Here is a 23,818-nt window from a genome sequence, read left to right as displayed (position 1 = left end):
CCTCCTAGATATAGAACATATACGCATCTGATTCACCGTCATCAGAGTGGCTGGCCAAATCTTCAATTGTTGTATTGTCGAGTACTTCTTTAACGGCATCCCTGATCCTGATCCACAGTTCACGCTTTGCCGGTTCCTCGTCCTCGATTCCTTCCACGGGACTGATCGGACCTTCAAGGATCCGGATAATATCCCCCGCTGTAATGTCAGATGGCTCATGGCCCAATACATAACCACCGTACGCACCCCTGATACTTCTGACCAGACCGCCGTTCCGCAGTGGAGCGACAAGCTGCTCAAGATAATGTTCAGACAGCTCATGCTGCTGTGCGATGGTTTTCAGTGAAGTCGGTCCTTCACCATGTCGTTTTGCAAGTTCTATCATAATGGTTAAACCGTAACGGCCTTTAGTTGAAATCTTCATGTCCAGCACCTCTATTATATTTAATAACGTCACATGTTGAGACGGGACGTTTTTCTTCTTATTGACTTTTGTTATTATAGCATATTCGCGCCCTCACTGTGAAAGGGGCGGTTTCATTCTCATTGTGCATCCACAATATTTCCTTAATGGCACTTCCTGTGATAAAGTGAAGGGTACTAGAACGTCAGTTTGGAGAGATGTTTCATGTCGATAAAACCACTTGCCTTTAAGATGAGACCAAGGACCATCGAGGAAATCATCGGGCAGCAGCATTTAGTCGGAGAAGGAAAAATCATCGACCGGATGGTAAAGGCGAAGCAGCTATCATCCATGATCCTGTACGGCCCTCCCGGCATTGGAAAAACGTCCATCGCAAGTGCCATAGCCGGAAGTACAAAGTACCGTTTCAAAACCCTGAATGCCGTGACGAATAATAAAAAAGATATTCAGATCGTAGCGGAGGAAGCGAAGATGTCAGGTAAGGTGATCCTCCTATTGGATGAGGTCCACCGACTGGATAAAGGAAAGCAGGATTTTCTCCTTCCTTATTTAGAGAACGGGATGATCACCTTGATAGGGGCTACAACAAGCAACCCCTATCATGCCATCAATCCCGCCATTCGAAGCAGATGCCAGATTTTCGAATTAAAGCCCCTTTCCATAGAAGAAATGAAAATCGCCCTGACCCGTGCCATTGAAGATGAAGAACGCGGCTTGGGCGGATATTCACTCGATGTAACCGACGAAGCGATTGACCATTTTGCAAGCAGCAGTTTCGGAGATGTAAGAAGTTCATTGAATGCATTGGAGTTGGCTGTACTGTCCACTTCCCCTGGTGACGATGGGGTCATTCATATTGATGTCTCCATAGCAGAAGAGTGCCTACAGAAGAAAAGCTTTTCTCACGATAAAGATGGCGACGCTCACTATGATGTTGTCAGCGCATTTCAGAAATCGATCCGCGGGAGTGATGTGAATGCAGCCCTCCACTACCTCGGAAGACTAGTGGAAGCAGGAGACTTGCCGAGCATTGCACGGAGACTATTGGTCATTGCCTATGAAGATATCGGACTTGCCAATCCCCAGGCGGGACCACGGACACTCGCGGCAGTGGAAACAGCAGAGAAGATCGGGTTCCCGGAAGCCAGGATCCCGTTAGCTAATGCCATCATCGAACTTTGCCTTTCACCTAAGTCGAACTCTGCGATCACCGCCATCGACCTTGCCCTTGCAGATATCCGGAAAGGCAAGAGCGGCGAGGTGCCGGATCACCTGAAAGATGCACACTACCAAGGAGCCAAGGAATTGGGCAGAGGTGTGGAGTATAAATATCCACACAGCTATGAATCGGGATGGGTGGCGCAAACCTACCTCCCGGATAAACTGAAGAAGGCTCACTACTACACCCCGAAAGCCACAGGGAAATTCGAACAGGCCATCGCTGGGGTGTATGAGAAGATAAATAAGCAAAATAAATAGCTTAATGGAAGAAGAGACGGAAGGGTTTTGTTTCTCCTTCCATTTTTTTCTGTGTTAATACCATATCCCCCCTCTCAAACATACATTAGTAAAAAGGCCTGGAGGTGTATGGATTGATCATCATCGAAAATGAATCCACCCCTAAGGATTTGCCGAACCTGACCGCTGTTGAAGAAAACATATTCAGTACATTAAAAGAAAGCCCAACCGAGTATCGGTATCGGAATCTTCCAGAGCTCAAATATGAGCTGAAAGTTAGAGAAAGAATCATTGCTAATGCGAAAAAAATGAATGAAAGTGACGCCACTTTTTCAGCCTTCGAACATTCGAAGTTCAACCCGACATTTTGGACCAAGACCCCTTATGGATATCAGCTGAAGGAATCCAAGCTTCCATCAGAAGCCATTGATGATATCTTCACAAACAGTTCTGCATACAGCTTCGAATGTGTCACAAGCATTGTTCTGCTCTATTATAAGTCCATCCTTGATACGATCAAACCTTCTTATTTCAATGAACTCTACTCACATCTCCTTGTATGGGGCCATAACTATGATGATGATCTTCCGATGGTCACATACAAAGGGCTCGATTATATCCCCGGGGACGTGTATTACTTCTTTAATCCCGATTTTGAAGATCCGATCTGGATGGGTGAAAACTCGGTCTTTATAAAAGAAGACCAGTACTTCGGCCACGGAGTGGGACTCATGACACATGACGAAATGATTGAAGCCCTGAATACACTTCGCAAAAAGGATGCAACGAAGTCCGCCTACCTCCTTGAACAAGTGACACGCCTGAAATTTTCTGATTTATATCGGTACACATAAAGAGGGACGGACTATGATAAGTCCGTCCCTCTTCATGTTCTGCTTTGCTATGCCGCCACATCCCTCTTATTAAAGACGAGGAAGGCAAGCAGCTGGAAGATGATGAAGTAAATGATCAGCATGGTGATGGAAAAGCCCATAGTCATGCCGTCCACGAGTGGTGCTGTAAAGCCTGTGTACTGTGTCAGGTCTGTGTTGGCGAACAGACTGTATTTTGCCCAGTCGAATTTAAGGGCGAGCAGGCTTGTGGCATTGCCCCCGACGAATAGCAGGAATAAAGAAATCCCGATCGCCAGCGAGCTGCTTCTGAACACAGCTGAAATCATAAAGGCCATGGTGGCCATCATCACAATATTGACGGTTTGTAATAAGTACGTCTTGATCAAGTATCCTACGATATTCTGTTCAACCACCTTCCCATCGACAAATGCCAGATGAGTGGACTGATCTGTCCCTCCGAACAATACAAGCCCAAGAAGGAGTGATACGACGAATAATAATAACAACATACTCATGCCGTACAAAATGACTGTAAAGTATTTAGAAAGAAGGATCTTCGTGCGTGAAATGGGGCGGATGAGCAATAGCTTGATGGTCCCCCAGCTAAATTCACTTGCGACGATACCTGCTGCCACGATGATGGTGAATAATCCGACGACCAAAACGATGTTGGCATTCGTTTCTACGAACGTCCAGACCGTTTCTTTGACCTTTGGTTCGATATCGTTCTCAATGCGGTATTCGTTAATCGCGATTCTTCGTTCAGTGTCTTTTTTCATAAATTTATTCAAATTTGGAGTTTCAGCCAACATTTGCTTTTCTGATTCCACCTGTGCTGATAGCTCCTGTTTCCAGTTATTCATTTCTTTCGCTTTCGAATCACTATATTTGGTGAATGCACCTGTCACTCCAATAATGAGAATCAGCAGTCCAAGCATGACAAACGTTCCGACACGCTTGAAGATTTTGGTCCATTCATTTCTAATAAGACTAAGCATGGATGACCTCTCCTTTATCATTTGTAATTTCCAGGAACCTGTCTTCCAATGTTTTGGCGACAGGCATGACGCTGTAAATTTGGACACCCGATTCCACCAGTGCCCGGATGACATCCGGTACTTGTTCTTTTGTCAGGGCCACCTGGACTTGTGATCCCTGGGATTCAAACTTGATTCCGGGATCGAAACCGTTCAGGACGGCTTTGATTTTTTCCACATCGTTGATTTCGAAGTGATAGACCTGTTCGGATCCTTCTACAAAGTCCCTGACTTGTTGTACATCGACAAGCTTACCGGACTGGATGATCCCGATCCGGTCACACATCATCTCCATCTCGGATAATAAGTGACTCGATACGATGACCGCCATGCCCTCTTCCTGTGCAAGTTTTCGGATATACGCACGGATTTCCCTGATTCCCGCTGGATCAAGGCCATTTGTCGGCTCATCGAGAATGAGAAGTTTCGGTTTATGAAGCAGGCATTGAGCAAGTCCCAGACGTTGTCTCATTCCAAGGGAGTAAGTCTTCACCTTATCATGGATGCGATCTGTTAAGCCGACCAGTTCGATGACTTCCTTCATCCGATCATCGGTGATCCCTTTTTGCATGCGGGCAAAGTGCTTTAAGTTCTGATAACCGGACATGAACTTATAGAGCTCAGGGTTTTCGACGATCGCACCCACATCCTTTATGGCACCTTCAAAGTCTTTCTTGATGCTTTTTCCTGAAATGAGGACATCTCCTTTTGAGATATTCATCAATCCCACGATCATACGGATCGTCGTCGTTTTCCCTGCCCCATTCGGTCCAAGGAAACCGAATACTTCCCCTTCGTACACATCGAACGTTAAATTATCAATGATGGTCTTTCCTTTGATGACTTTGGAAACACTTTGTAATTGCACAACCGTCTTCATCATTTCATCTTCCCTTCTGATTTTGTTGTCTTCTTTAACCACTGCAGGACAGATAATCCTTCTGATTCTCTCAGCTCTTCCACCTGGCAATGGCCTTTTATTTCTCCATCCGAGATGATATAGGCTTCATCCAGGATCGCTTCAATCTCATCGATTTCATGGGTGGCTATAATCACGGTCTGATGTCCGAAATCAATATAGGAGAGGAGGCCTTTCACGATCGTGTCCCTCACCATGGGATCCAATCCCGAAAAAGGTTCATCCAGAAGCAGAACCTCGGTATTTCGTGAAAGGGCCAGGACGAGCTTCAGCCTGCCCCGGTTCCCCTTCGATAGGTGCTTGATCTTCTTCCTGCCATCGAGCTCCATGAATGCCACCAGTTCATTCGCCCTCCCTGTATCGAAATCAGGGAATTGAGAGGCGTAGAACCGGATCATCCCTTCAACGGTGAATGCTTCATAAAACATATCAAGTTCCGTCAAATAGGCGACTTCACTAGCCATTTTCCGTGTGACCGGCTTTCCGTTCATTGTGACGGTCCCTTTATTCGGAAGCACAAGCCCTGCAATCATCTTCAATGTAGTTGATTTCCCGCTGCCGTTTGGACCAAGCAGACCATATATCTTCCCCTTTTGAAATTGAAAGGAGGTATCGTTCAATGCTGTTTCCTTTCCATATTTCTTGGTGACACCATCAAATGTCACAACCATCTCTATTCCCCCTCTCTTCGACTCAAATAGTTTTCAACACCCTGGATCATTTGTTCTTTTGTGAGTCCCAATTCTTTCATGTTTCGGATGAAGGACTCAATCACTTCCTCCTGGACCTTTTCATTGAGTATGGTCAGGACATCTTCCTTTTCTGTCACAAATGTTCCTTGCCCTCTCCTCGTCTCCACAATGTCCATCCTTTCTAATTCACTGTATGTCCGCTGAATGGTATTCGGATTCACTCCTGAATGAACGGCCATTTCCCGGACGGAAGGCAGCTTGTCACCAGGGGTCAATTCCTTCCTCACGATTTCACGTATGATGCGATCGGCTATTTGCAGATATATGGGCTTTGAGGCTTTATATTCTTCGGTCATGCCTTACACCTCAACCTTGCGATCTAATAACCTGCAGGAAATGAGGAAGACGATAATCATGATCATTCCTTCAAACAGGAATGGCATGACCGGGAATGGAATCATCTCGGGATCGAAGCCTGCCTTCGCCTCATTAGCACCCACAGAGAAAAAGAATCCGGTGCTCACCTTCACGGTAAGAGTTTCAAAGAAGAATTTCTCCACCCATTCAATGCTCGTCAGTAAGGCTACCACACTTTGATACACAATGATGAATCCCGCAATGAAGATCCACCGTATGTTCTTTATGGAAGGATATTTTGAAAGGGAATGGTAAAGTGTCCACAAAAATATCGTCCATCCGGAAAAGTAGATTCCGACGACCGTCACACCCAGGTTGAAAAGAATGCCTTCTTTGATGGGCCAATAGGAGAATAACGCGTCTTCCTGAAACATGGCCATGGTCAGCATCCCCAATCCATCGACTAACAAGAGCGACAAGGTGGAGTACATAAAGGCAATGATGAGTTTTGATAAAAGCAGCATCAACCCGCTGTAGGGGCTATGAAGCCACAGTTGCGTTTTTCCTTCCACCCGCAGCATGGAGCAGACGATGCCCGGAAGAAAAGCAACGTGGAAAATACCGATCATAATGAGGAATATTTGAGAAACCCCCGGCTCTTTGACAAAATTACCGATCACCAGTCCAATGATAAAAATCAGGAAAACAATGGCGATCCAGCCATAAAACCAAATGCTGGAGGTTTTGAAATCTTTCCAGAGAAGACCTTTAAACGCGTGCATGATTGCATTCCTCCATAATGTGTCATAGTGTTCTAGTTAGATAGTACACTATGACACATTGAAACGTCAATCCTTTTTTAACCATTTAATGGAATTCTCTCTATTCATAAAAAAAAGACCGAATCCCTTATGAGATTCAGTCTTGTTTCCGCAAACGTCCTTATTTATCTTTCACCCTTTTAATTTCAATGTCTTTCAGCAATTGGTTCATCACATGACTCGCTGCAATCAGCCCTGCCACGGAAGGAACGAAGGCGTTGGAAGACGGAGGAAGCTGTGCTTTACGGATCTTCGCATCATCTTTTCCTACTTCCTTCCTGATCTCTTCACGGATGACGATAGGACTCTCATCAGAGAAAACCACCGTCACGCCTTTTTTGATTCCTTCTTTTTTCAGGCGGGTGCGGATCACTTTGGCAATTGGATCTGTATGTGTCTTGCTGATATCAGCAATTTTGAAGCGGGTCGGATCGGTTTTATTCGCCGCTCCCATGCTCGCGATCAATGGAATATCCCGCTTCAGACATTCTTTCATTAAATGAATTTTATAGGAAATCGTATCAGAGGCATCAATGACGTAATCAAGTCCCTGAGCAAAGAATTCCTCATAGGTTTCTTCCGTATAGAACATTTTCAACGCGATGACTTCACAGTCTGGATTGATGTCCATGATGCGGTCCCTCATCAGATCAACCTTTGGCTGACCCACAGTAGAGAGCAATGCATGCACCTGACGATTTACGTTCGTGATGTCCACATCGTCTTTATCCACTAACACTAAACGACCTACACCGGAACGGGCTAACGCCTCAGCTGCAAAGGATCCCACTCCCCCGATTCCGAGTACGGCCACTGTACTATTTTTAAGGGTTTGGAGACCTTCCTTACCGATCGCTAGTTCATTTCGAGAAAACTGGTGTAGCAAAATAATCAACTCCATTATAAGTATTCAACTAGGTTTATACTGAATTAGAATAAAGGATAGGGGACCGAAAATCAACATGAAATGTTGTCCTTCTCTTTCGTTTACCCCATTAAGGGAAGTTTTAGTCCCAACAAAAAAGCCAGGCTGCTGTGAGCCTGACTCTTCTTTTTATTAGAAATCATTTATTGGATTTGTTTGGACGAGTCCCAATCGTGCCGCCGCCATCATTTCCTTCGTTTTGAACCCGCTCTCGGCAGGTGGGTGCTTTATTCCACTATTTGTTAGTCCCCGGCACGGGGCATGAACGCCTAGCGGAAACATCAAGCTCCCGAAGTTTGAATTGTTCGGTCAAAACTGTTAGGTAAAAACGTCGTACACATCAGGACTCGTTTGTGATTGTCTAAATAATATCACACCACCAGGATGATTTCAACGAATCACCCCCGGTATTTACTTACATTATTCTACATCGAGTGACAAAGATAATTCTTTCAATTGAGCTTCACTTACTCCACCCGGTGCGTCTGTCAGTACACAGCTTGCACTTGCCGTTTTCGGGAACGCAATCGTATCACGGAGATTCGTGCGGCCTGCAAGAAGCATCACCAAACGGTCCAGTCCAAGGGCAATCCCCCCATGTGGAGGCGTTCCGTATTCGAAGGCTTCCAATAAGAAACCGAATTGTGCTTCCGCTTCTTCTTTCGAGAATCCAAGAACCTTGAACATTTTTTCCTGAATATCACGCTCGTATATACGGAGTGATCCGCCTCCAAGTTCGTATCCGTTCAGGACAAGGTCATACGCTTCCGCGCGAACAGATGCAGGGTCGGTTTCAAACAGTTCAAGATCTTCCTTCACCGGCATCGTGAATGGATGGTGGGCTGCATAGTAACGGTTCTCCCCTTCGTCAAACTCGAGGAGCGGCCAGTCTGTCACCCAAAGGAAGTTGAATACCGTTTCATCAATCAGCTTTAAGTCCTTCCCTAATTTCAATCGAAGGGCTCCAAGGGCGTCTGCAACGACTGATTTCTTATCTGCCACAAACAGCAGCAAGTCTCCTGCTTCCGCATTCGCAGAGGTTGAAATCGCCGAAGCATCGTCTTCGGTCACGAATTTGGAGATCGGGCCTTTCAAGCCTTCCTCTTCAACCTTCAGCCAGGCAAGTCCCTTTGCTCCGTAACGGGAAACGAACTCAGTCAAGCCGTCAATGTCTTTACGGGAATACTGTGATGCGCCGCCTTTCACATTGATCAGCTTCACTTGTCCACCGTTTGCGACAGCGCCGGCAAATACTTTAAAACCTGATTCCTTGACAATTTCGGATACATCGATCAGCTCCATGCCGAAGCGTGTGTCCGGTTTGTCAGAACCATAACGGCTCATGGCATCGTCATACGTCATTCGAGGAATAGGTAATGAAACGTTTACGCCTTTCACATCATTCATCAGCTTCTTCATCATATCTTCGACAAGTGAAATGATCTGTTCTTTATCCATGAAGCTCATTTCCATATCGATCTGTGTGAATTCAGGTTGACGGTCTGCACGAAGATCTTCATCACGGAAACAGCGGGCGATTTGATAATAACGGTCGAATCCGGAAACCATCAATAGCTGTTTAAAGATTTGTGGTGACTGTGGCAGGGCATAGAATTCCCCTTTATGAACCCGGCTCGGAACGAGATAATCACGTGCCCCTTCAGGCGTACTCTTTGTTAAGATCGGCGTTTCCACATCGAGGAAACCGTTGTCGTTCAAGAAACTGCGGAATGATGTCGTTACATTGTGACGCATCTTGAAGGTTTCCATCATCGCTGGACGACGAAGGTCTACGTAACGATATTTCAGGCGGACATCCTCAGACACTTCCATCTGGTCATCAATCATGAACGGTGGGGTTTTCGCTTCATTGATGATTTGAACCTCTTCGGCGTGGATTTCCACTTTTCCGGTTTTCAGGTTCGGGTTCACCGTTCCTTCTCCCCTTGCCACGACCGTACCCGTGATACTTAGGACATATTCATTACGGATTTTCTCTGCAAGGGAAAGGGCCTCTTCCGATAAATCCGGGTTGAACACGACCTGAACGATTCCCTCTCTGTCACGCAGGTCGATGAAAATCAATCCTCCCAGGTCCCTTCTCTTTTGCACCCAGCCTTTGATCGTGATTTTCTCACCGATGTATGTTTCTGTTATGTCTCCACAATATGCGGTTCTTTTTGTCATCATGTTCTCCTCCTAATCAAATCAACGCGGTCTATTTACCGAGCTTGCTCTTTACATTGTCAACCAACTGATCCAGGCTCACTTCTTCCTGTTCACCGGTAGCCATGTCTTTCAGATTGATTTTATTTTCTTGTAATTCATTATCACCGATGACGGCCACATATTTCGCTTCATAACGGTCAGCCGCTTTGAATTGGCCTTTCACCTTGCGATCCAGATAATCTTTCTCTGAAGAAATCCCTGCAGCTCTAAGGTTGTGAAGAAGCTTGACAGCATAATCTTTCGCGTCATCACCCAATGATACGATGAAGCACTCGACTCCCTGTTCGATCGGGAGTTCGACCCCTTCTGCTTCCAGAGCTGAAAGCAGCCTTTCGATACTGAAGGCGAATCCGATTCCCGGAGTCTCAGGACCTCCAATCATTTCAACCAGTCCGTTGTAGCGTCCACCGCCGCAAAGAGTGGTAATGGCCCCGAAGCCTTCTGCATCACTCATGATTTCAAAGGCTGTATGGTTATAATAATCGAGCCCCCGTACAAGGGTGGGATCGACTGTAAATTCCACGTCCATGCCTGAAAGGTGTTTTTGGACTTTTTCAAAATACTGCTTCGATTCGTCATTTAAGTAGTCGAGAATCGATGGTGCTGTAGACATCAACTCATGATCGCGGTCTTTCTTACAGTCAAGGATTCTGAGCGGATTTTTCTCCAGGCGATTCTGGCAATCGCCACAGAATTCATCGATCCTCGGTTTAAAGTGATTGATCAATGCTTCTCTGTGTGCATTCCTGCTACCCGCATCACCGAGACTATTAATGACTAGCTTTAATTGTGTCAGCCCCAGTTTCTTGTAGATTCCCATTGCAAGGGAAATCACTTCTGCATCGATGGCAGGATCCTCACTTCCGAGAGCTTCTACGCCAAATTGAACAAATTGACGGTAGCGTCCGGCTTGAGGTCTCTCATAACGAAACATCGGACCCGAGTAGAAGAGCTTCGTCGGCTGATTCGGGTGCCCGAACATTTTATTCCCTACAAAGGAGCGGACAACAGAAGCGGTCCCTTCAGGTCTGAGCGCCAGGCTTCTGCCTCCCCTGTCTTCGAACATATACATTTCTTTCTGGACGATATCCGTCGTATCCCCCACTCCACGGGTGAACAGTTCACTCGCCTCGAAAATCGGGGTGCGGATTTCTTTATACTGATAGTTGTAACAAAGGGTCTTTGCCACTTCTTCTACATACTGCCATTTTTCCACTTCACCAGGCAGGATGTCCTGTGTACCTCTTGGAATCTGAATGGACAAGATGATTTCCTCCTTTTATCGTGCACGTTGATCTTTATGTACATAAAAAAGCCCTCAGTCCCTTGTATAATATACAAGGGACGAGAGCTGTTATTCCCGTGGTGCCACCCTAATTGAAGTCTATGAAAGACCTCCACTTAGCCAGTTAACGCCTGGTACGTCCATCTCCTACTAACAAATCGTTTTCAGAGAGAAACCTCCTGAGTGTTCATTCACTAAGTCACATTGTAGAAATGCTCTCAGCCAAGGCATTTCCTCTCTTTACACGCGGGGGTTAGCTACTATGCTCGATCAACGGTTTTTGTAAATGTTATTTTATTTGTATAATGATACGGTTGGCGCAGGTACATGTCAAGAGGTTAAAGAAAATTTCGTCAGGATCGCTCCATTTTCTTTTTTAACAATTTCACTTCCCGTAATGACAATCCGAATTCGGAAGCAAGTTCCACGTTCAACGCATCTTTTTCACGTTCTAAAAACTGATGGAAATCGACTCCAAATAACTGGTTATCCCCATTTGCGCTCATGAATCCTTTTTCACTCGACCTCACGTACACTCATCCTTTCAAAAACAATTCCTACCCTTATCATTTCCAATTACCTATTTTTCTTTCGTTTTAGAGGGATTTTATTTTTTTTATCGTATTAAAACCATAAGGATTTCTTCAGGAACACCCCTTCTTCTAAAAAAAGTGACAGATGGTGTTCAACACTTGAGCAGGAAAATCCGATATTACTATGGGTGTTTGTATTTCTTACAGGAGGTGACGAAGATTAAGAAAGTAATCGCATCAATGTTGATTGTGCTCCTGATGCTCCCGATGCAGCCCTTCATGGATCAGGCACAGGCTGAAACCGGAAAGGTCACGATCAGTGTCTCGACCCTTAATGTCCGGACAGGACCGGGACTGAGCTTCCCCGTATTGACAACGGTACATAGGGGGGAAGAGTACAAAATAGTAGACACGCAAAAGGATTGGTATAAAGTCGAAACAAATAGCGGGGACGGCTGGGTGGCCGATTGGCTCGTGACAGTGGACAAGTCTGTTTCCGCTGATCCATCCCCTAAAGGTGGCAAGGTGAACACAGACGGTCTCCGCGTCAGAAGTGGCCCCAGTACTTCAGACGACGTCGTGACGGTATTACAAAATGGAGATACTGTAACTGTAATGAAAGAAGATGGAGACTGGCTGAACATTGAATCTGGAACCATCAGGGGATGGGTCCACCGTGATTACATAACAGGATCAGAAGCCGCCCAAGGAAAAAAAAAGGTGAACCAAAAAGGAATCGTCACAGATGACGCCTTGAATGTCCGAACCTCACCATCCCTCCAAAGCACCGTCCTCGGCGTATTGAATAAGGGGGATGAGATAGAGGTGACCGGGAGTGTTTCCGGTTGGTATGAGATCCGGTTCGGCGACGAGGTTGCATGGATCAGTGATTCATACGTAGAGTTCTCTACCGGTTCTGATGAAGTTGAAACAAGCCAATCCGAAGAGGAATCATCCTTCGATGGAGAGTTGGTCGGTATCATTTCGGTACACGGTCTCAATGTCCGTGATGAAACTTCCCTGAACGGCCGGATCGTCGGTAAAGTATCCAAGGGTGAGAAATTCACATTGTTAAAAGAGAAAAATAATTGGTATCAAATCAAGCTCCCGAACGGAGATAAAGGGTGGGTTGCCGGGTGGTATGTTCAGAAAACGGTGACAGCCGCCGCCCATGAAAGCAACAGTTCAAATGAAAACATCACGATTCTTTATAACGGCACGAATATCCGCAGTGAAGCAAACACCCAGGCAAGTGTGGTCAAACGAGCTTCAAGCGGAGAATCTTACGGGGTAAAGAGCAAGGATGGAGACTGGTATGAGGTGGAATTAGCCGATGGCAGTGCCGGGTTTGTAGCCGGTTGGGTCGTTTCGGTCCGCTCTGCATTAGGTGAAAACACGACGCCAGACCGCAAGAGAAGCGGTGGTCTGGAAGATAAAGTGATCGTGATCGATCCCGGGCACGGAGGAAGGGACAGTGGTACTACGGGGGCAAGTGGTACACTTGAGAAGCTTCTTACCATGAAGACAGGCGAACTTCTTGCCGAGAAACTGAAAAGCGCTGGCGCAAAGGTCAAATTAACAAGAAAAACCGATGAATATGTATCGTTGCCATCAAGGGTATCATTATCCCATTATAATCAGGCAGACGCCTTCATCAGCATACACTTTGACAGCATTATGGATTCTTCCATTGCGGGTCATACGACTTACTACTATCAGGATCAGCAAAAAGAGTTGGCAGAAGAGATCCACGGTAGTCTCTCGGATCGATTACCCACATCAGACCGGGGTGTCCGCATCGGGGATTATCATGTCATCCGTGAAAACAACCGGCCAGCCGTCCTGTTGGAATTAGGATTCCTCAGCAATCCATCAGAAGAAGCCAATGTAAATACTCAATATTTTCAAGATTTGGCTGCGACGGCCATCTATCATGGTTTAAGTGATTATTTCACAGAGTGATGCCCATTCACATAAAAAGGCTGATTCCGGTAGTGGAATCAGCCTTTTTATCAGGTTTTACTTTCGATCAAAAGTGTAACAGGACCATCATTCGTCAGATTCACATCCATCATGGCACCAAAAACGCCTGTTGCCACCTTCACTCCTTTTTCCTCGAGGACCTCATTGAAATAATCATAGATCACTTCTGCATGGTCGGGTTTGGCTGCATTCATGAAATTCGGCCTTCTTCCCTTACGCACATCGCCATACAAGGTGAATTGGGAAATGGACAGGATCTCTCCCCCAACATCAAGGAGTGAATGATTCATCTTCCCCTCTTCATCTTCAAAAATGCGGAGATTGACCACTTTGTCTGCCGCATAACGGGCATCTTCCTGTGTATCTTCATGGGTGATCCCCACAAGCAATACAGCGCCTGATCGGATTTCTCCCTTTACTTCTCCATCGACCGTGACGGAGGCTTCTTTACTTCTCTGCAGTACAACCCTCATAAAGAAATCTCCTTTAGTTCATGATTCGTCTTACAGCATATATATCTGAAATCTGCTTGATTCTCTCTACGACTTTGTGAAGATGGGAAATGTTTTGAATCGAAATGGACATGTTGATGGTGGCCACTTTGTTCCGATCCGATTTCCCGCTCACAGCCGATATATTCGTCTTCGTTTCATTCACCGCCTGAAGCACTTCATTCAGGAGCCCTCTGCGGTCATAGCCGGAGATTTCAATATCGACATTGTATTCCTTACGGTCATTCCCGTCACTTTCCCATGATACGGGAATGAGGCGCTGTTCCACTTCATCCGCCATGACATTCGTACAATCCGCACGATGCACTGAAACGCCGCGGCCCTTTGTTATGAAGCCGACGATTTCATCCCCGGGAACCGGGCTGCAGCAGCGGGACAGGCGGATAAGGAGATTGTCGATGCCTTCAACCTGCACACCCGCATCTTTTTTGCGCTTGACGGGTTGAGCATTCAATTCCTTCATCGTTTCTTCCAGGTTATCTTCCTGTTCCCTTTTCTTCCGGTGTTTTTCCGTAAGCCGGTTGGCGATTTGAGCCGCTGTGATCCCGTTATAACCGACGGCTGCGTACATATCATCTTCATTTGAGAAATTGAATTTCTCCGACACACGCTTGATGTTTTCCGGATTCAGGATTTCCTTCACATCGAAATCCTGATTCTTGATTTCTTTTTCGACCAGCTCACGGCCTTTTTCAATATTCTCTTCCCTGCGCTGTTTCTTGAAGAACTGCTTGATTTTATTCTTCGCCTGGGAAGTCTGGGCAAGCTTCAGCCAATCCTGACTCGGGCCATACGAATGCTTGGACGTAAGGATCTCGATGATATCCCCCGTTTTCAACTTGTAATCGAGGGTGACCATCTTCCCATTGACCTTGGCACCGATTGTTTTATTGCCGATTTCCGAGTGGATCCGGTATGAAAAATCGATGGGGACGGAACCGGATGGCAATTCCAATACGTCTCCTTTAGGCGTGAATACAAAGACCATATCGGAAAACAGGTCGATCTTAAGAGATTCCATGAATTCTTCAGCATTGGCCGATTCATTCTGGAACTCGAGTATCTCCCTGAACCAGGAAAGCTTCTTCTCGAACGAAACGGGTTCGTTCACTTCTTTCCCTTCTTTATACGCCCAGTGTGCCGCTACCCCGTATTCAGCAATCTGGTGCATCTCAAGCGTCCTGATCTGTACCTCCAGGGGATCGCCTTTGGGACCGATGACCGTCGTATGAAGGGATTGGTACATATTCGGTTTCGGCATGGCAATATAATCCTTGAACCTTCCGGGCATCGGTTTCCAGCATGTATGAACGATTCCGAGTACAGCATAGCAATCCTTGATGCTGTCTACTACAACCCGTACGGCTAAGAGGTCGTAAATTTCATTGAATTGCTTGTTTTGCAGGGCCATCTTACGATAGATACTGTAAATATGCTTAGGGCGTCCAGAAATTTCAGCCACGATTTTTACATCGCCGAGCTTATCTTTCACTTCATTGACGACTTCCTCTAAATACTGTTCACGCTCCGCACGCTTCTTCTTCATCAAATTGACGATTCGATAATACTGTTGAGGATTTAAATACCGGAGCGACGTATCTTCCAATTCCCACTTGATCTTTGAAATCCCCAACCGATGGGCCAAAGGAGCGAAGATTTCAAGTGTCTCATTTGCTATTCTCCGCTGCTTCTCCTGTGGTAAATGTTTCAGGGTTCTCATATTGTGGAGGCGGTCTGCCAATTTAATCAGGATGACCCGGATATCCTGTGCCATCGCCACGAACATTTTCCGGTGATTTTCAGCCTGCTGCTCTTCATGGGATTTGTATTTAATCTTCCCTAACTTTGTGACCCCATCAACGAGCATGGCCACTTCAGCATTGAACGCTTCTTCAATTTCACCGAGGGAAATGCCTGTATCCTCGACTACATCATGAAGAAACCCTGCAGCAACGGTTGCTGGATCCATCTCCAGATCCGCCAGTATCCCTGCCACCTGGATGGGATGGATGATGTAGGGTTCACCGGACTTCCGGTACTGCTCACTGTGGGCATCCCTTGCATACTCGTATGCCTTCTGGACCATTTCCACATGCTCATCGTTTAAGTATGCTTTTGTTTTATCAATAACCTGTTCCGGGGTTAGTACTTGATCTTTAGCCATGATCAAAATCACCTTTGTATTTTAATATAGTTCACGATTATTCCATTTTAATGATTGTTACTATTATCAAAAAAAAAACAGCTTCTGTAAAGGGTTTAGCAGAAAATTCTCAGAATCCAACTGTTTTTGTCGATAAATGTCGATTCTATTCTTCTTTAAATTAAAAAAATAAGGGCTGACACATTAACCAGTTGTCAGTCCCTTATTTCAGTATATCACACATTCCATACGTTTATCAGATTTGATAAAGGTAATTAGTATTGCATTAACGTCATAATATCGTAGTTCTCAAGTTTGTCGCGGCCGTCAAGGTACGTAAGTTCAATTAAGAACGCAGTCCCTGCAACGATTCCACCGAGTTCTTCCACAAGCTTGATCGTTGCTTCGATCGTTCCACCGGTTGCCAGTAAATCGTCCGTGATCAGGACACGCTGGCCGGGCTTGATGGCATCTTTATGGATGGTCAAAGCGTCTTTACCGTACTCAAGGCCGTATTCCTTCTGGATTGTTTCACGTGGTAATTTACCAGGCTTACGGACAGGGGCAAAGCCTACACCAAGGGCATAAGCGACTGGGCATCCGATGATGAATCCACGGGCTTCCGGTCCTACAACCAGGTCAATCTGCTTTTCTTTTGCATATTCGACGATTTGGTCTGTAGCATATCTATAAGCATCACCATTATCCATAAGGGTTGTGATGTCTTTAAACTTAATCCCTTCTTTTGGCCAATTCTCAACGATTGTAACATATTGTTTTAAGTCCATGCTTCTACTTCCTCCTCAATTGTAACAGACTCTTCTATCCTTTCATTAAACCAAGTCTTCAACTCTTGATAGGAAGAATATAACAATTCGTTTTCAAGCTCGTATTGTTGTTGTTTCTTCTGATATGTTCGAGATTCAGAAAGATCTTTCTTGGTTTTCGCAGGATTAAGAGAAATAAATCCATTGTCTATTGTAACAAACTTCAAATCAAAAAACACCTGTGACATGAAATCGATTGTTTCTTTTGACCAGCCTTTGTATTTGGCCAGGTCATCGCCATGCTTATTGACATCGAACGAGCCCCGTTTGGTTAAAAAGCCATAGTACCATTTGAAATGGTCCCGGGTCGGCATCGTACTGAAGAAATGATCTTCTTCCTGGAAGAAATGAGCATAGATCCGGTGAGGACGCCCCTTCTTCAAAAGCTCTTCAAGTAAAGGCTTGGAATTCGGCAGATCCAACAGCACAAGGCTCGCCTTCTCCGTTGATAACCCATCAAGCGTCGCGCTTTCCTCAAGGAGGATGATTTCATCTTTCGGCAGGTTCAGTTTGTCCAACGTGGATGGATGGAAACAAACCATCTTCTTATTTTCTTCAGGGATGAGTGCGTTCCATTTGTGGACCTGCTTAATTCCACGCACATCGAATAATTGCCAATGATCGATTTTCACATCATGTAAAAACACCTGGGGCTTCTTGCGGTTGTTCCACTCATTGATGGATAATTCACCAATGACGGACGCATTCGAAAAAGGCGTCATGTGGTCGGCCAATTCCCCGAGTCCAAATCCTACTCCATCAAGTTGGACTCCTTTGTCCTCCAAAACGAGCTTCAGATGATTTTGGGCAGACCCGATCTTTTTATAGTGCTCGATGCTCACATCATCCATGATCCACTTGGGCTTAGGATTCTTCATCCCAAAAGGTGCCAAAAGCTGAAGCTTTTCAATCGACTCAACAGAGATTTCGTCCATAGTTACAGGAGCATCGAGTTGTGTGACAGGTATGAAGTCTTCAGGTGTCAACTCCGTACCCGCCAGTTCATTCAACCGGCTTCTCAACTGAGCTACATCGTCTAATTGCAGCGTCATTCCGGCAGCCATCGGATGTCCTCCGAAGTGGGGAAGGATATCCCGGCAGGTTGAAAGATTTTTAAATAGATCAAAACCAACGATGCTTCTCGCAGACCCTTTCGCCGTCCCTTTTTCAGAGTCGTAGCTGAGCACGATGGTCGGTCGGTAAAACTTGTCGACAAGACGGGAAGCCACAATCCCGACAACTCCCGGATTCCAGCCTTCTTTTCCGATGATGAGCACATGGTTATCCTTCAGCGGGAAGTCCCGCTCCACCATCTCAACGGCTTCCTCGGTCATTTGGGCGACGATCGCCTGTCTTTCTTTATTTAAGCCGTCTATTTCCTCTGCCAGTGCCTTTGCCTCTTCTTCATCTTCTGTAAGCATGAGGTCAACGGCAGGATCGGCATCACCTAAACGACCGACGGCATTGATCCGTGGAGCGATCATAAAGCCGACCGTCTCTTCCGTTATTTCATGCTGCTTCGCATTGGCGATTTTGCATAAAGCTTTGATCCCCAGTCGGTTTGAGGCCCGGAGCCCGGCAAGACCCCGTTTAGCCAGAAGGCGGTTTTCCCCTCGCAAGGGAACTAGATCCGCAATGGTTCCAATCGCGGCAAGATCCAGTAAATGGGTCGGCAGCTCACCATAAAGGGCATGGGCCAATTTAAACGCCACCCCCACCCCTGCGAGTTCTCCAAATGGATAGGCAACTTCTCCTACCTTTGGATGCAGTAGAGCATAGGTTTCCGGTAACTCGGGGCCGGGTTCATGGTGGTCTGTAATGATCAGATCCATCCCGAGATCTTTCGCGAGTTTAGCTTCGTTCACGGCAGAGATCCCTGTATCGACCGTGATGATGAGCGAGAATTCCTCATCCTTCGCCCAGCGGAATGCCCCTTCATTCGGGCCGTATCCTTCATTGAACCGATTCGGGATATAGAATTCCACCATGGCGCCCAAATCCCTCAATACCGTCATCATGACCGATGTACTGCTGACTCCATCTGCGTCATAGTCACCGTAAACGAGAATTCTTTCCCCGTTTTCGATGGCTTTATGGATCCGTTCCGTTGCTTTTTTCATATCTTCAAATAAAAATGGATCGTGAAATGAATCGCCTGAATCAAATAAAAAATTCCGGGCTTCTTCTACATCATCCAAATCACGATTTATCAATAATTTCGCTACAAGCGAAGGTACTTTTAGTTCATTTGCCAATTCTGCTATTTTATGTTCATCTGTTTCTGTCAATATCCAACGTGTTTTTGAGTTTAACATACGTTCACCCCTCAGCCTTACTCATTATACAAAAGTGAGGGGGTTGTTTCAATCTTAATGAAAGTCTGTGAAGAGGATGTAGGATGGGTGGACGTGGTTTCAATATGGCCATGGGTGGAAATCCAGCCGTTTTTGATGAAAAACCAGCCGAAATCGGGAAAAATCCAGCGGGTTTACGCCATTATCCAGCCGTTATGGTTGAAAATCCGGCCGAAATCCAACAGAATCCAGCCGAATTACATATTTATCTAAAACCAATCAAACGCCCCAGTCCAAAACAAAAAAAGCCCGGCGGCAAAAGCCACCAGACTCAATTATTCTCCCACTTCCCCTACGGAATCCGGAGCGCGTTTTTTTAAGGGGATATCTTCAGTCTTTTCTTTATGCATCCCCTCTGTCTGTTCCCTCAATAACATATTTTCCTTTTCGAGGGATTTGACCCTGCGCTGGACGACGAATAACCGGAACAGCCCAACGGAGCCGATGATGATACCGCCCATCAGGACAGATCCGAGAATAACTAATATAAGAGGCCAGTCGGATTCACCGAACAGATAATTGACGGTGACCGGGTCGACGTTGATGACTGCAAATATTGAAACCACCAGCGCAAAGAAAATACCCAATAATAATGTCCATTGAAACTTCATGAGACTTCCCTCCCTTTACGTTAAGTCTATTTGATCATCACTTTCTTCAGAAGCAGGATTGAATGGATTGATATGAATGAATACATCATTCACATTGGATTCCTTCAGAAGCTTCTCTTTGACTCTCTTCCCGACACGATGACCTTCCTCTACCGTCATGTAAGGATCGACACTGATTTTCAAATCGATGATCACATAGTGTCCGTGTTCCCTTGCATGAAGCTCGTTGATTTCCTTCACTTCCGGGACGGTCTCCACGATTTTTCGAAAAGGCAGTACATCCTCGTCATGCATGACGTGATCAAGGGTCGTATGTATGGATTCCGCCCCCAGATGCCAAGCCATCCTGAGGACAAGCAGGGAAACGAATATTCCTGCAACAGGATCCGCATAAACAAGCCAGCCGATATCGAACTTCCCGCCAAGGATGGAGGCCGAGATCCCGACCAGTGCTGCGATGGAAGAGAACACATCCGAACGATGCTCGTATGCATTCACGATCAATGCATCACTCTTTAACCTTTTACCCAAACGATATTTGTATTGAAACATCGCTTCTTTCACGATGATCGAGAAGATGACGGCATAAATCGCAATCGCTGTCGGCGGGGTGAGAGGGTGGAAAAAGGATTCAATCGATGATTTCCCAATTTCGATCCCCACAAGGAACAAGAGGACGGCCACGATGATTGCCGCAATGGACTCCGCCTTTCCGTGACCATAAGGATGGTCCTGATCGGGGGGCTGCTTGGCAGCACGTAAACCGATAAAGACGGCAAGGGATCCTGCTACATCCGATGCAGAGTGAACCGCATCAGCAATCAGCGCCCGGCTGTTCCCCATGATGCCTGCCGCCCACTTTATCACCGCCAGGACTATATTGCCCACCACACCGATCATGGCAGCGAATTCCGCTTTTTTAAAACGATCCTCATGATTCATTAGAGTCGCCTCCCTTTTAACTTCTATTAGTGTAACCCAATGCGGTAAAAAAACAAAAAAAGACAGGTCCGGGAAGAAATACTTCCCGGACCTTTTGATCGTCATTATACCTGTGGTTCGTCCGACCACGTTTTCTTTTCTTTTACAGTCTTGATGGTTCCTTTTTTCTTCAGTTCTTTCTTCTTCATTACGAGCCAAACCTGGGAAGCGATGAATACGGAAGAATAGGTACCTGAGATTAACCCGACCAATAAAGCGATGGAGAAGTTACGGATCGACTCACTTCCGAAGATCATGAGTGCGATGACCGTGAACACGACAGTCAATACGGTATTGACTGAACGGCCCATCGTTTGTCTGATACTCTGGTTCACTACCTCTTCAATGTCCTTATCCGTCTTCAAACGGCGTTTCTTATGAAGATTCTCCCTTAGCCTGTCAAAGGTGACGATCGTATCATTGATTGAATACCCGACAATCGTCAGGACGGCTGCAATGAATGTGATATCCACTTCGAGCCTGGTCAAGCTGAAGAATGCAATGATAAAGAATGCATCATGCAGGAGGGCAAGGATTGCACCCAGTGCCATTCTCCATTCGAAACGGATCGTGACATAAATGATGATTCCGACAGAAGCGATGGCAACTGCGATCATGGCGTTCTGCGCAAGCTCTTTCCCGATTACAGGTGAAACGGTACTGATACTTGGCTCGGCACCATAGAGCTTGTTGAAGTGATCTTTCAATTTCGCGATATCGTCCTTATTCAGGTCATCCGTATAGCGGACGACGGCAATATTATTTTTATCGCCTGAAATGACGACATCTTCTGAAGGCAATTTTATCTCCTTCAGTTCGTCCTGAACCTGTTCCGTCTTCAAGCTTTGATCAGCGAGGATCTCCATCCGTGAACCGCTGACAAAGTCGATTCCAAGATTTAATCTGAAGATGGCCAGGATGATGATCCCCGCCGTTATGAGTATAGCTGAAAACGCGAAAAACTTCTTACGCTGTCCAGCAAAATCAAAGCGGTCAAAACGGGTAGGCAGATCCAGCGTATCGTAGTTCTCTGCCAGGTCCTTGATTTCGGATTTTTTGACCCCGAACCAGCCCGGCTTTTTATTAAAGATACGGCTGTTCACCCAAAGGCCGAGTAACAGTCGTGAACCCCATACCGCCGTAATGAAGCTTGTCAGGATACTGACAATCAGCATCGTTGCGAATCCTTTGACTGAACTTGTCCCATAGAAGAAGAGGACGGCCGCTGCAAGGATTGTCGTTACGTTGGCATCCAGGATCGTCAGGAAAGAAGATTTATTCCCTGCCTGGAATGCAGAACGTATCGGCTTCCCGACCCGCATTTCTTCTTTGATCCGTTCATAGGTGATGATGTTCGCATCGACGGCCATACCCACCCCAAGGATGAGGGCTGCGATCCCCGGCAGGGTCAGGACCCCGTTCATGAGGTCGAAAATCAACAGAATCAAGTAAATGTAAACAGAAAGGGTGATCGTGGCGATCAGTCCCGGGAAACGGTAGTACGCAATCATGAATAAGAAAATGATTGCAATCCCGATGATCCCCGCAGTCACTGTCTTGTCAAGTGCCTGCTGACCGAATTGCGCTCCCACGGATGTTGAATATTTCTCGTCCAGTTTGACCGGAAGTGCCCCGGCATTTAAGAGGGACGCAAGATTCTGGGCACGCTCAACCGTGAAGTTCCCTTCGATGATGACTTCATCGGAGTTGATTGGCTTATTCACCGCCGGATCTGAGATGAATTTCGGATCCTCTTTTCCTACTTCAGCTTTGTATGAATCCTTTCCTTCCTCGTAATCCAGCCAGATGACGAGCTGATTCTGAGGAGCCATGGCGGAAATTTCCTTTGTTAATTCATAAAATTTCGAGCGATCTTTCAATTTTAATGAAACGATCGGATTATTTTTGTCATCAAACGTTTGTTTCGCAGATCCCGACTCAAGATCCGATCCGTCCAGACGGACTTTATCGTTCACGTCACGGAACGTCAGATTGGCTTGAGTGGAGAGGATTTCCCTTGCTTCGTTCTGGTCCTCGACACCGGCCAGTTGAACACGGATGCGGTTCCCGTCTTCGATTTGGATATTCGGTTCACTGACACCCAATACGTTAATACGCCTGTCGAGTGCATCGGCTGTATTGGCAACGGTCTCTTTCGTGATTTCCTGGCCTTTTTTGATCGGCTGAACTTCATAAAGAACTTCAAATCCGCCCTGCAGGTCCAATCCCAGTTTAATGTTATCTACAATACTCTTCGTTGTGCCTCCCATAGTACCTGCAAGCAATACCACAAGTATAAAGAAGGCAATGATTCGGCCACGCTTTACCATTATGTATAGATCCTCCTTGCCGTTTTAAAAAACCATACGAACTATGTGCTTCAAAAAGTAATATAATTCCTGAAAACTTCACCTTTCTCATTATCTATGAGAAAGAAATGAGTGTCAATTTCTTTTCGGGCTATTTTCCATTCTTATTCGGGCGAAGAAGCTCGTTCAGCTCCTCTTCATTCACTTCTGCAAACCAGTTGGGAGACCTGTACGCTTCGATTGTTTCAAAGCTCATATACTCACCGGGCTTGACCGTTAACACATCACTCACTAACTGAAAGAACTTTACATCCACTTCAGGCTTCTTCCATTTCTTTTTCGTTAAGTAGGACCATAGGCGGTCAGCGTCTGCCTTTCCGTATCCAAGAATTTCAAATTCTTCTACTTTGCTTACAAGCGCTGGTACTAATGATTCATAATAACGATCGTAAGGATGCTGATTTTTCTTCATTCCCCGTCCACCCCATTTGGGCTATATTCAGCCCGAATTGTTCACTACTTGTCATGCTTTGTCCACCCTTATGCATATACATCATTGTAAAC

At 45.9% G+C, this 23,818-nt stretch carries 22 protein-coding genes, 1 other RNA gene and 1 other annotated feature; of the genes, 4 read left to right on the top strand and 19 right to left on the bottom strand.

What is annotated here, in order from left to right:
• Window positions 1-4: 4 nt before the first annotated feature.
• Complete coding sequence (cymR, locus tag N5C46_RS22155) at window positions 5-424, bottom strand: cysteine metabolism transcriptional regulator CymR (RefSeq protein ID WP_034757332.1); 420 nt, start codon at window positions 422-424, stop codon at window positions 5-7.
• Window positions 425-628: 204 nt separating this feature from the next.
• On the opposite strand from cymR, the gene N5C46_RS22150 reads away from it, so the two are divergent.
• Both N5C46_RS22150 and N5C46_RS22145 read left to right on the top strand, forming a co-directional pair.
• Window positions 629-1,903, top strand: coding sequence for a replication-associated recombination protein A (locus N5C46_RS22150; protein WP_261750268.1), 1,275 nt, complete (start codon window positions 629-631; stop codon window positions 1,901-1,903).
• A 113-nt stretch (window positions 1,904-2,016) separates the two neighbouring features.
• Window positions 2,017-2,736: a protein-glutamine gamma-glutamyltransferase gene (locus N5C46_RS22145; protein WP_261750267.1), complete on the top strand. Its 720-nt coding sequence runs from the start codon at window positions 2,017-2,019 to the stop codon at window positions 2,734-2,736.
• A 47-nt stretch (window positions 2,737-2,783) separates the two neighbouring features.
• Here the strand turns inward: N5C46_RS22145 and N5C46_RS22140 are convergent, their stop codons facing one another.
• The 10 genes from N5C46_RS22140 to N5C46_RS22095 form a co-directional block, all read right to left on the bottom strand.
• Window positions 2,784-3,734, bottom strand: coding sequence for an ABC transporter permease (locus tag N5C46_RS22140; protein ID WP_261750266.1), 951 nt, complete (start codon window positions 3,732-3,734; stop codon window positions 2,784-2,786).
• Window positions 3,727-4,653 (bottom strand): ABC transporter ATP-binding protein, encoded by a 927-nt coding sequence (locus tag N5C46_RS22135; protein WP_261752404.1) that lies wholly within the window; start codon window positions 4,651-4,653, stop codon window positions 3,727-3,729. The genes N5C46_RS22140 and N5C46_RS22135 overlap by 8 nt, the downstream gene beginning before the upstream one ends.
• The gene (locus N5C46_RS22130) at window positions 4,653-5,363 is read right to left on the bottom strand and encodes an ABC transporter ATP-binding protein (protein WP_261750265.1); all 711 of its coding nucleotides are present in this window, start codon (window positions 5,361-5,363) and stop codon (window positions 4,653-4,655) included. Before N5C46_RS22130 ends, N5C46_RS22135 begins: the two co-directional genes overlap by 1 nt.
• Window positions 5,364-5,365: 2 nt before the next feature.
• A complete protein-coding gene (locus N5C46_RS22125) occupies window positions 5,366-5,740 on the bottom strand; it encodes a GntR family transcriptional regulator (RefSeq protein WP_261750264.1) in 375 nt (124 codons plus the stop codon).
• Between the two features lie 3 nt (window positions 5,741-5,743).
• On the bottom strand, window positions 5,744-6,523 hold the full coding sequence (locus N5C46_RS22120; RefSeq protein WP_261750263.1) for a hypothetical protein: 780 nt from the start codon (window positions 6,521-6,523) through the stop codon (window positions 5,744-5,746).
• Window positions 6,524-6,683: 160 nt separating this feature from the next.
• Window positions 6,684-7,448: a tRNA threonylcarbamoyladenosine dehydratase gene (locus tag N5C46_RS22115; RefSeq protein ID WP_061811271.1), complete on the bottom strand. Its 765-nt coding sequence runs from the start codon at window positions 7,446-7,448 to the stop codon at window positions 6,684-6,686.
• 199 nt (window positions 7,449-7,647) lie between these two features.
• Window positions 7,648-7,837: non-coding RNA, 6S RNA (ssrS, locus tag N5C46_RS22110), on the bottom strand.
• A gap of 70 nt (window positions 7,838-7,907) precedes the next feature.
• Window positions 7,908-9,674 carry an aspartate--tRNA ligase gene (gene aspS, locus N5C46_RS22105; protein WP_261750262.1) on the bottom strand — a complete coding sequence of 589 codons (1,767 nt, stop codon included), beginning with the start codon at window positions 9,672-9,674 and terminating at the stop codon, window positions 7,908-7,910.
• A 31-nt stretch (window positions 9,675-9,705) separates the two neighbouring features.
• Window positions 9,706-10,980, bottom strand: a complete 1,275-nt coding sequence (gene hisS, locus N5C46_RS22100; protein ID WP_261750261.1) for a histidine--tRNA ligase — start codon at window positions 10,978-10,980, stop codon at window positions 9,706-9,708.
• Window positions 10,981-11,053: 73 nt separating this feature from the next.
• Window positions 11,054-11,284 (bottom strand) — a binding site (T-box leader).
• Between the two features lie 70 nt (window positions 11,285-11,354).
• The gene (locus tag N5C46_RS22095; protein ID WP_034757305.1) at window positions 11,355-11,531 is read right to left on the bottom strand and encodes a hypothetical protein; all 177 of its coding nucleotides are present in this window, start codon (window positions 11,529-11,531) and stop codon (window positions 11,355-11,357) included.
• 162 nt (window positions 11,532-11,693) lie between these two features.
• Here N5C46_RS22095 and N5C46_RS22090 point away from each other — a divergent pair, with 162 nt between their 5' ends.
• The gene (locus N5C46_RS22090; RefSeq protein WP_261750260.1) at window positions 11,694-13,496 is read left to right on the top strand and encodes an N-acetylmuramoyl-L-alanine amidase family protein; all 1,803 of its coding nucleotides are present in this window, start codon (window positions 11,694-11,696) and stop codon (window positions 13,494-13,496) included.
• A gap of 50 nt (window positions 13,497-13,546) precedes the next feature.
• Here the strand turns inward: N5C46_RS22090 and dtd are convergent, their stop codons facing one another.
• The 4 genes from dtd to recJ all read right to left on the bottom strand — a co-directional run bounded on the left by dtd (window position 13,547) and on the right by recJ (window position 19,314).
• Window positions 13,547-13,990: a D-aminoacyl-tRNA deacylase gene (gene dtd / locus N5C46_RS22085; protein ID WP_261750259.1), complete on the bottom strand. Its 444-nt coding sequence runs from the start codon at window positions 13,988-13,990 to the stop codon at window positions 13,547-13,549.
• A gap of 13 nt (window positions 13,991-14,003) precedes the next feature.
• Window positions 14,004-16,193, bottom strand: coding sequence for a RelA/SpoT family protein (locus N5C46_RS22080; RefSeq protein WP_261750258.1), 2,190 nt, complete (start codon window positions 16,191-16,193; stop codon window positions 14,004-14,006).
• A gap of 254 nt (window positions 16,194-16,447) precedes the next feature.
• Window positions 16,448-16,960, bottom strand: a complete 513-nt coding sequence (locus tag N5C46_RS22075) for an adenine phosphoribosyltransferase (RefSeq protein WP_060670793.1) — start codon at window positions 16,958-16,960, stop codon at window positions 16,448-16,450.
• Complete coding sequence (recJ, locus tag N5C46_RS22070; RefSeq protein ID WP_261750257.1) at window positions 16,951-19,314, bottom strand: single-stranded-DNA-specific exonuclease RecJ; 2,364 nt, start codon at window positions 19,312-19,314, stop codon at window positions 16,951-16,953. Before recJ ends, N5C46_RS22075 begins: the two co-directional genes overlap by 10 nt.
• 83 nt (window positions 19,315-19,397) lie before the next feature.
• Here recJ and N5C46_RS22065 point away from each other — a divergent pair, with 83 nt between their 5' ends.
• Window positions 19,398-19,673, top strand: coding sequence for a hypothetical protein (locus N5C46_RS22065; RefSeq protein WP_261750256.1), 276 nt, complete (start codon window positions 19,398-19,400; stop codon window positions 19,671-19,673).
• On the opposite strand, the gene N5C46_RS22060 is transcribed toward N5C46_RS22065, so the two are convergent.
• The 4 genes from N5C46_RS22060 to N5C46_RS22045 form a co-directional block, all read right to left on the bottom strand.
• Window positions 19,629-19,964 (bottom strand): LapA family protein, encoded by a 336-nt coding sequence (locus N5C46_RS22060; RefSeq protein WP_034757294.1) that lies wholly within the window; start codon window positions 19,962-19,964, stop codon window positions 19,629-19,631. The genes N5C46_RS22065 and N5C46_RS22060 overlap by 45 nt on opposite strands.
• A gap of 15 nt (window positions 19,965-19,979) precedes the next feature.
• A complete protein-coding gene (locus tag N5C46_RS22055) occupies window positions 19,980-20,906 on the bottom strand; it encodes a cation diffusion facilitator family transporter (protein WP_159362291.1) in 927 nt (308 codons plus the stop codon).
• A 104-nt stretch (window positions 20,907-21,010) separates the two neighbouring features.
• Window positions 21,011-23,275 (bottom strand): protein translocase subunit SecDF, encoded by a 2,265-nt coding sequence (gene secDF, locus N5C46_RS22050; RefSeq protein ID WP_261750255.1) that lies wholly within the window; start codon window positions 23,273-23,275, stop codon window positions 21,011-21,013.
• 130 nt (window positions 23,276-23,405) lie between these two features.
• Entirely contained in the window at window positions 23,406-23,726 is a 321-nt protein-coding gene (locus N5C46_RS22045) for a post-transcriptional regulator (RefSeq protein ID WP_261750254.1), read from the bottom strand.
• Between the last annotated feature and the right edge of the window lie 92 nt (window positions 23,727-23,818).

The sequence above is a fragment of the Rossellomorea vietnamensis genome (assembly GCF_025398035.1).
GTDB classification, from domain to species: domain Bacteria; phylum Bacillota; class Bacilli; order Bacillales; family Bacillaceae_B; genus Rossellomorea; species Rossellomorea vietnamensis_B.
Note: the sequence above shows the minus strand (reverse complement) of the source record. Positions and strands in the feature narration are given on the sequence as shown.

Excerpts from the sequence above, each read along its gene's own strand:
- N5C46_RS22060 (WP_034757294.1), bottom strand. The coding sequence starts at position 19,964 with ATGAAGTTTCAATGGACATTATTATTGGGTATTTTCTTTGCGCTGGTG.
- N5C46_RS22120 (WP_261750263.1), bottom strand. The coding sequence starts at position 6,523 with ATGCACGCGTTTAAAGGTCTTCTCTGGAAAGATTTCAAAACCTCCAGC.
- cymR (WP_034757332.1), bottom strand. The coding sequence starts at position 424 with ATGAAGATTTCAACTAAAGGCCGTTACGGTTTAACCATTATGATAGAA.
- N5C46_RS22150 (WP_261750268.1), top strand. The coding sequence starts at position 629 with ATGTCGATAAAACCACTTGCCTTTAAGATGAGACCAAGGACCATCGAG.
- N5C46_RS22135 (WP_261752404.1), bottom strand. The coding sequence starts at position 4,653 with ATGAAGACGGTTGTGCAATTACAAAGTGTTTCCAAAGTCATCAAAGGA.
- N5C46_RS22045 (WP_261750254.1), bottom strand. The coding sequence starts at position 23,726 with ATGAAGAAAAATCAGCATCCTTACGATCGTTATTATGAATCATTAGTA.
- N5C46_RS22130 (WP_261750265.1), bottom strand. The coding sequence starts at position 5,363 with ATGGTTGTGACATTTGATGGTGTCACCAAGAAATATGGAAAGGAAACA.
- N5C46_RS22080 (WP_261750258.1), bottom strand. The coding sequence starts at position 16,193 with ATGGCTAAAGATCAAGTACTAACCCCGGAACAGGTTATTGATAAAACA.
- aspS (WP_261750262.1), bottom strand. The coding sequence starts at position 9,674 with ATGACAAAAAGAACCGCATATTGTGGAGACATAACAGAAACATACATC.
- N5C46_RS22140 (WP_261750266.1), bottom strand. The coding sequence starts at position 3,734 with ATGCTTAGTCTTATTAGAAATGAATGGACCAAAATCTTCAAGCGTGTC.
- N5C46_RS22075 (WP_060670793.1), bottom strand. The coding sequence starts at position 16,960 with ATGGACTTAAAACAATATGTTACAATCGTTGAGAATTGGCCAAAAGAA.
- recJ (WP_261750257.1), bottom strand. The coding sequence starts at position 19,314 with ATGTTAAACTCAAAAACACGTTGGATATTGACAGAAACAGATGAACAT.
- secDF (WP_261750255.1), bottom strand. The coding sequence starts at position 23,275 with ATGGTAAAGCGTGGCCGAATCATTGCCTTCTTTATACTTGTGGTATTG.
- N5C46_RS22125 (WP_261750264.1), bottom strand. The coding sequence starts at position 5,740 with ATGACCGAAGAATATAAAGCCTCAAAGCCCATATATCTGCAAATAGCC.
- N5C46_RS22055 (WP_159362291.1), bottom strand. The coding sequence starts at position 20,906 with ATGAATCATGAGGATCGTTTTAAAAAAGCGGAATTCGCTGCCATGATC.
- dtd (WP_261750259.1), bottom strand. The coding sequence starts at position 13,990 with ATGAGGGTTGTACTGCAGAGAAGTAAAGAAGCCTCCGTCACGGTCGAT.
- N5C46_RS22065 (WP_261750256.1), top strand. The coding sequence starts at position 19,398 with ATGGGTGGACGTGGTTTCAATATGGCCATGGGTGGAAATCCAGCCGTT.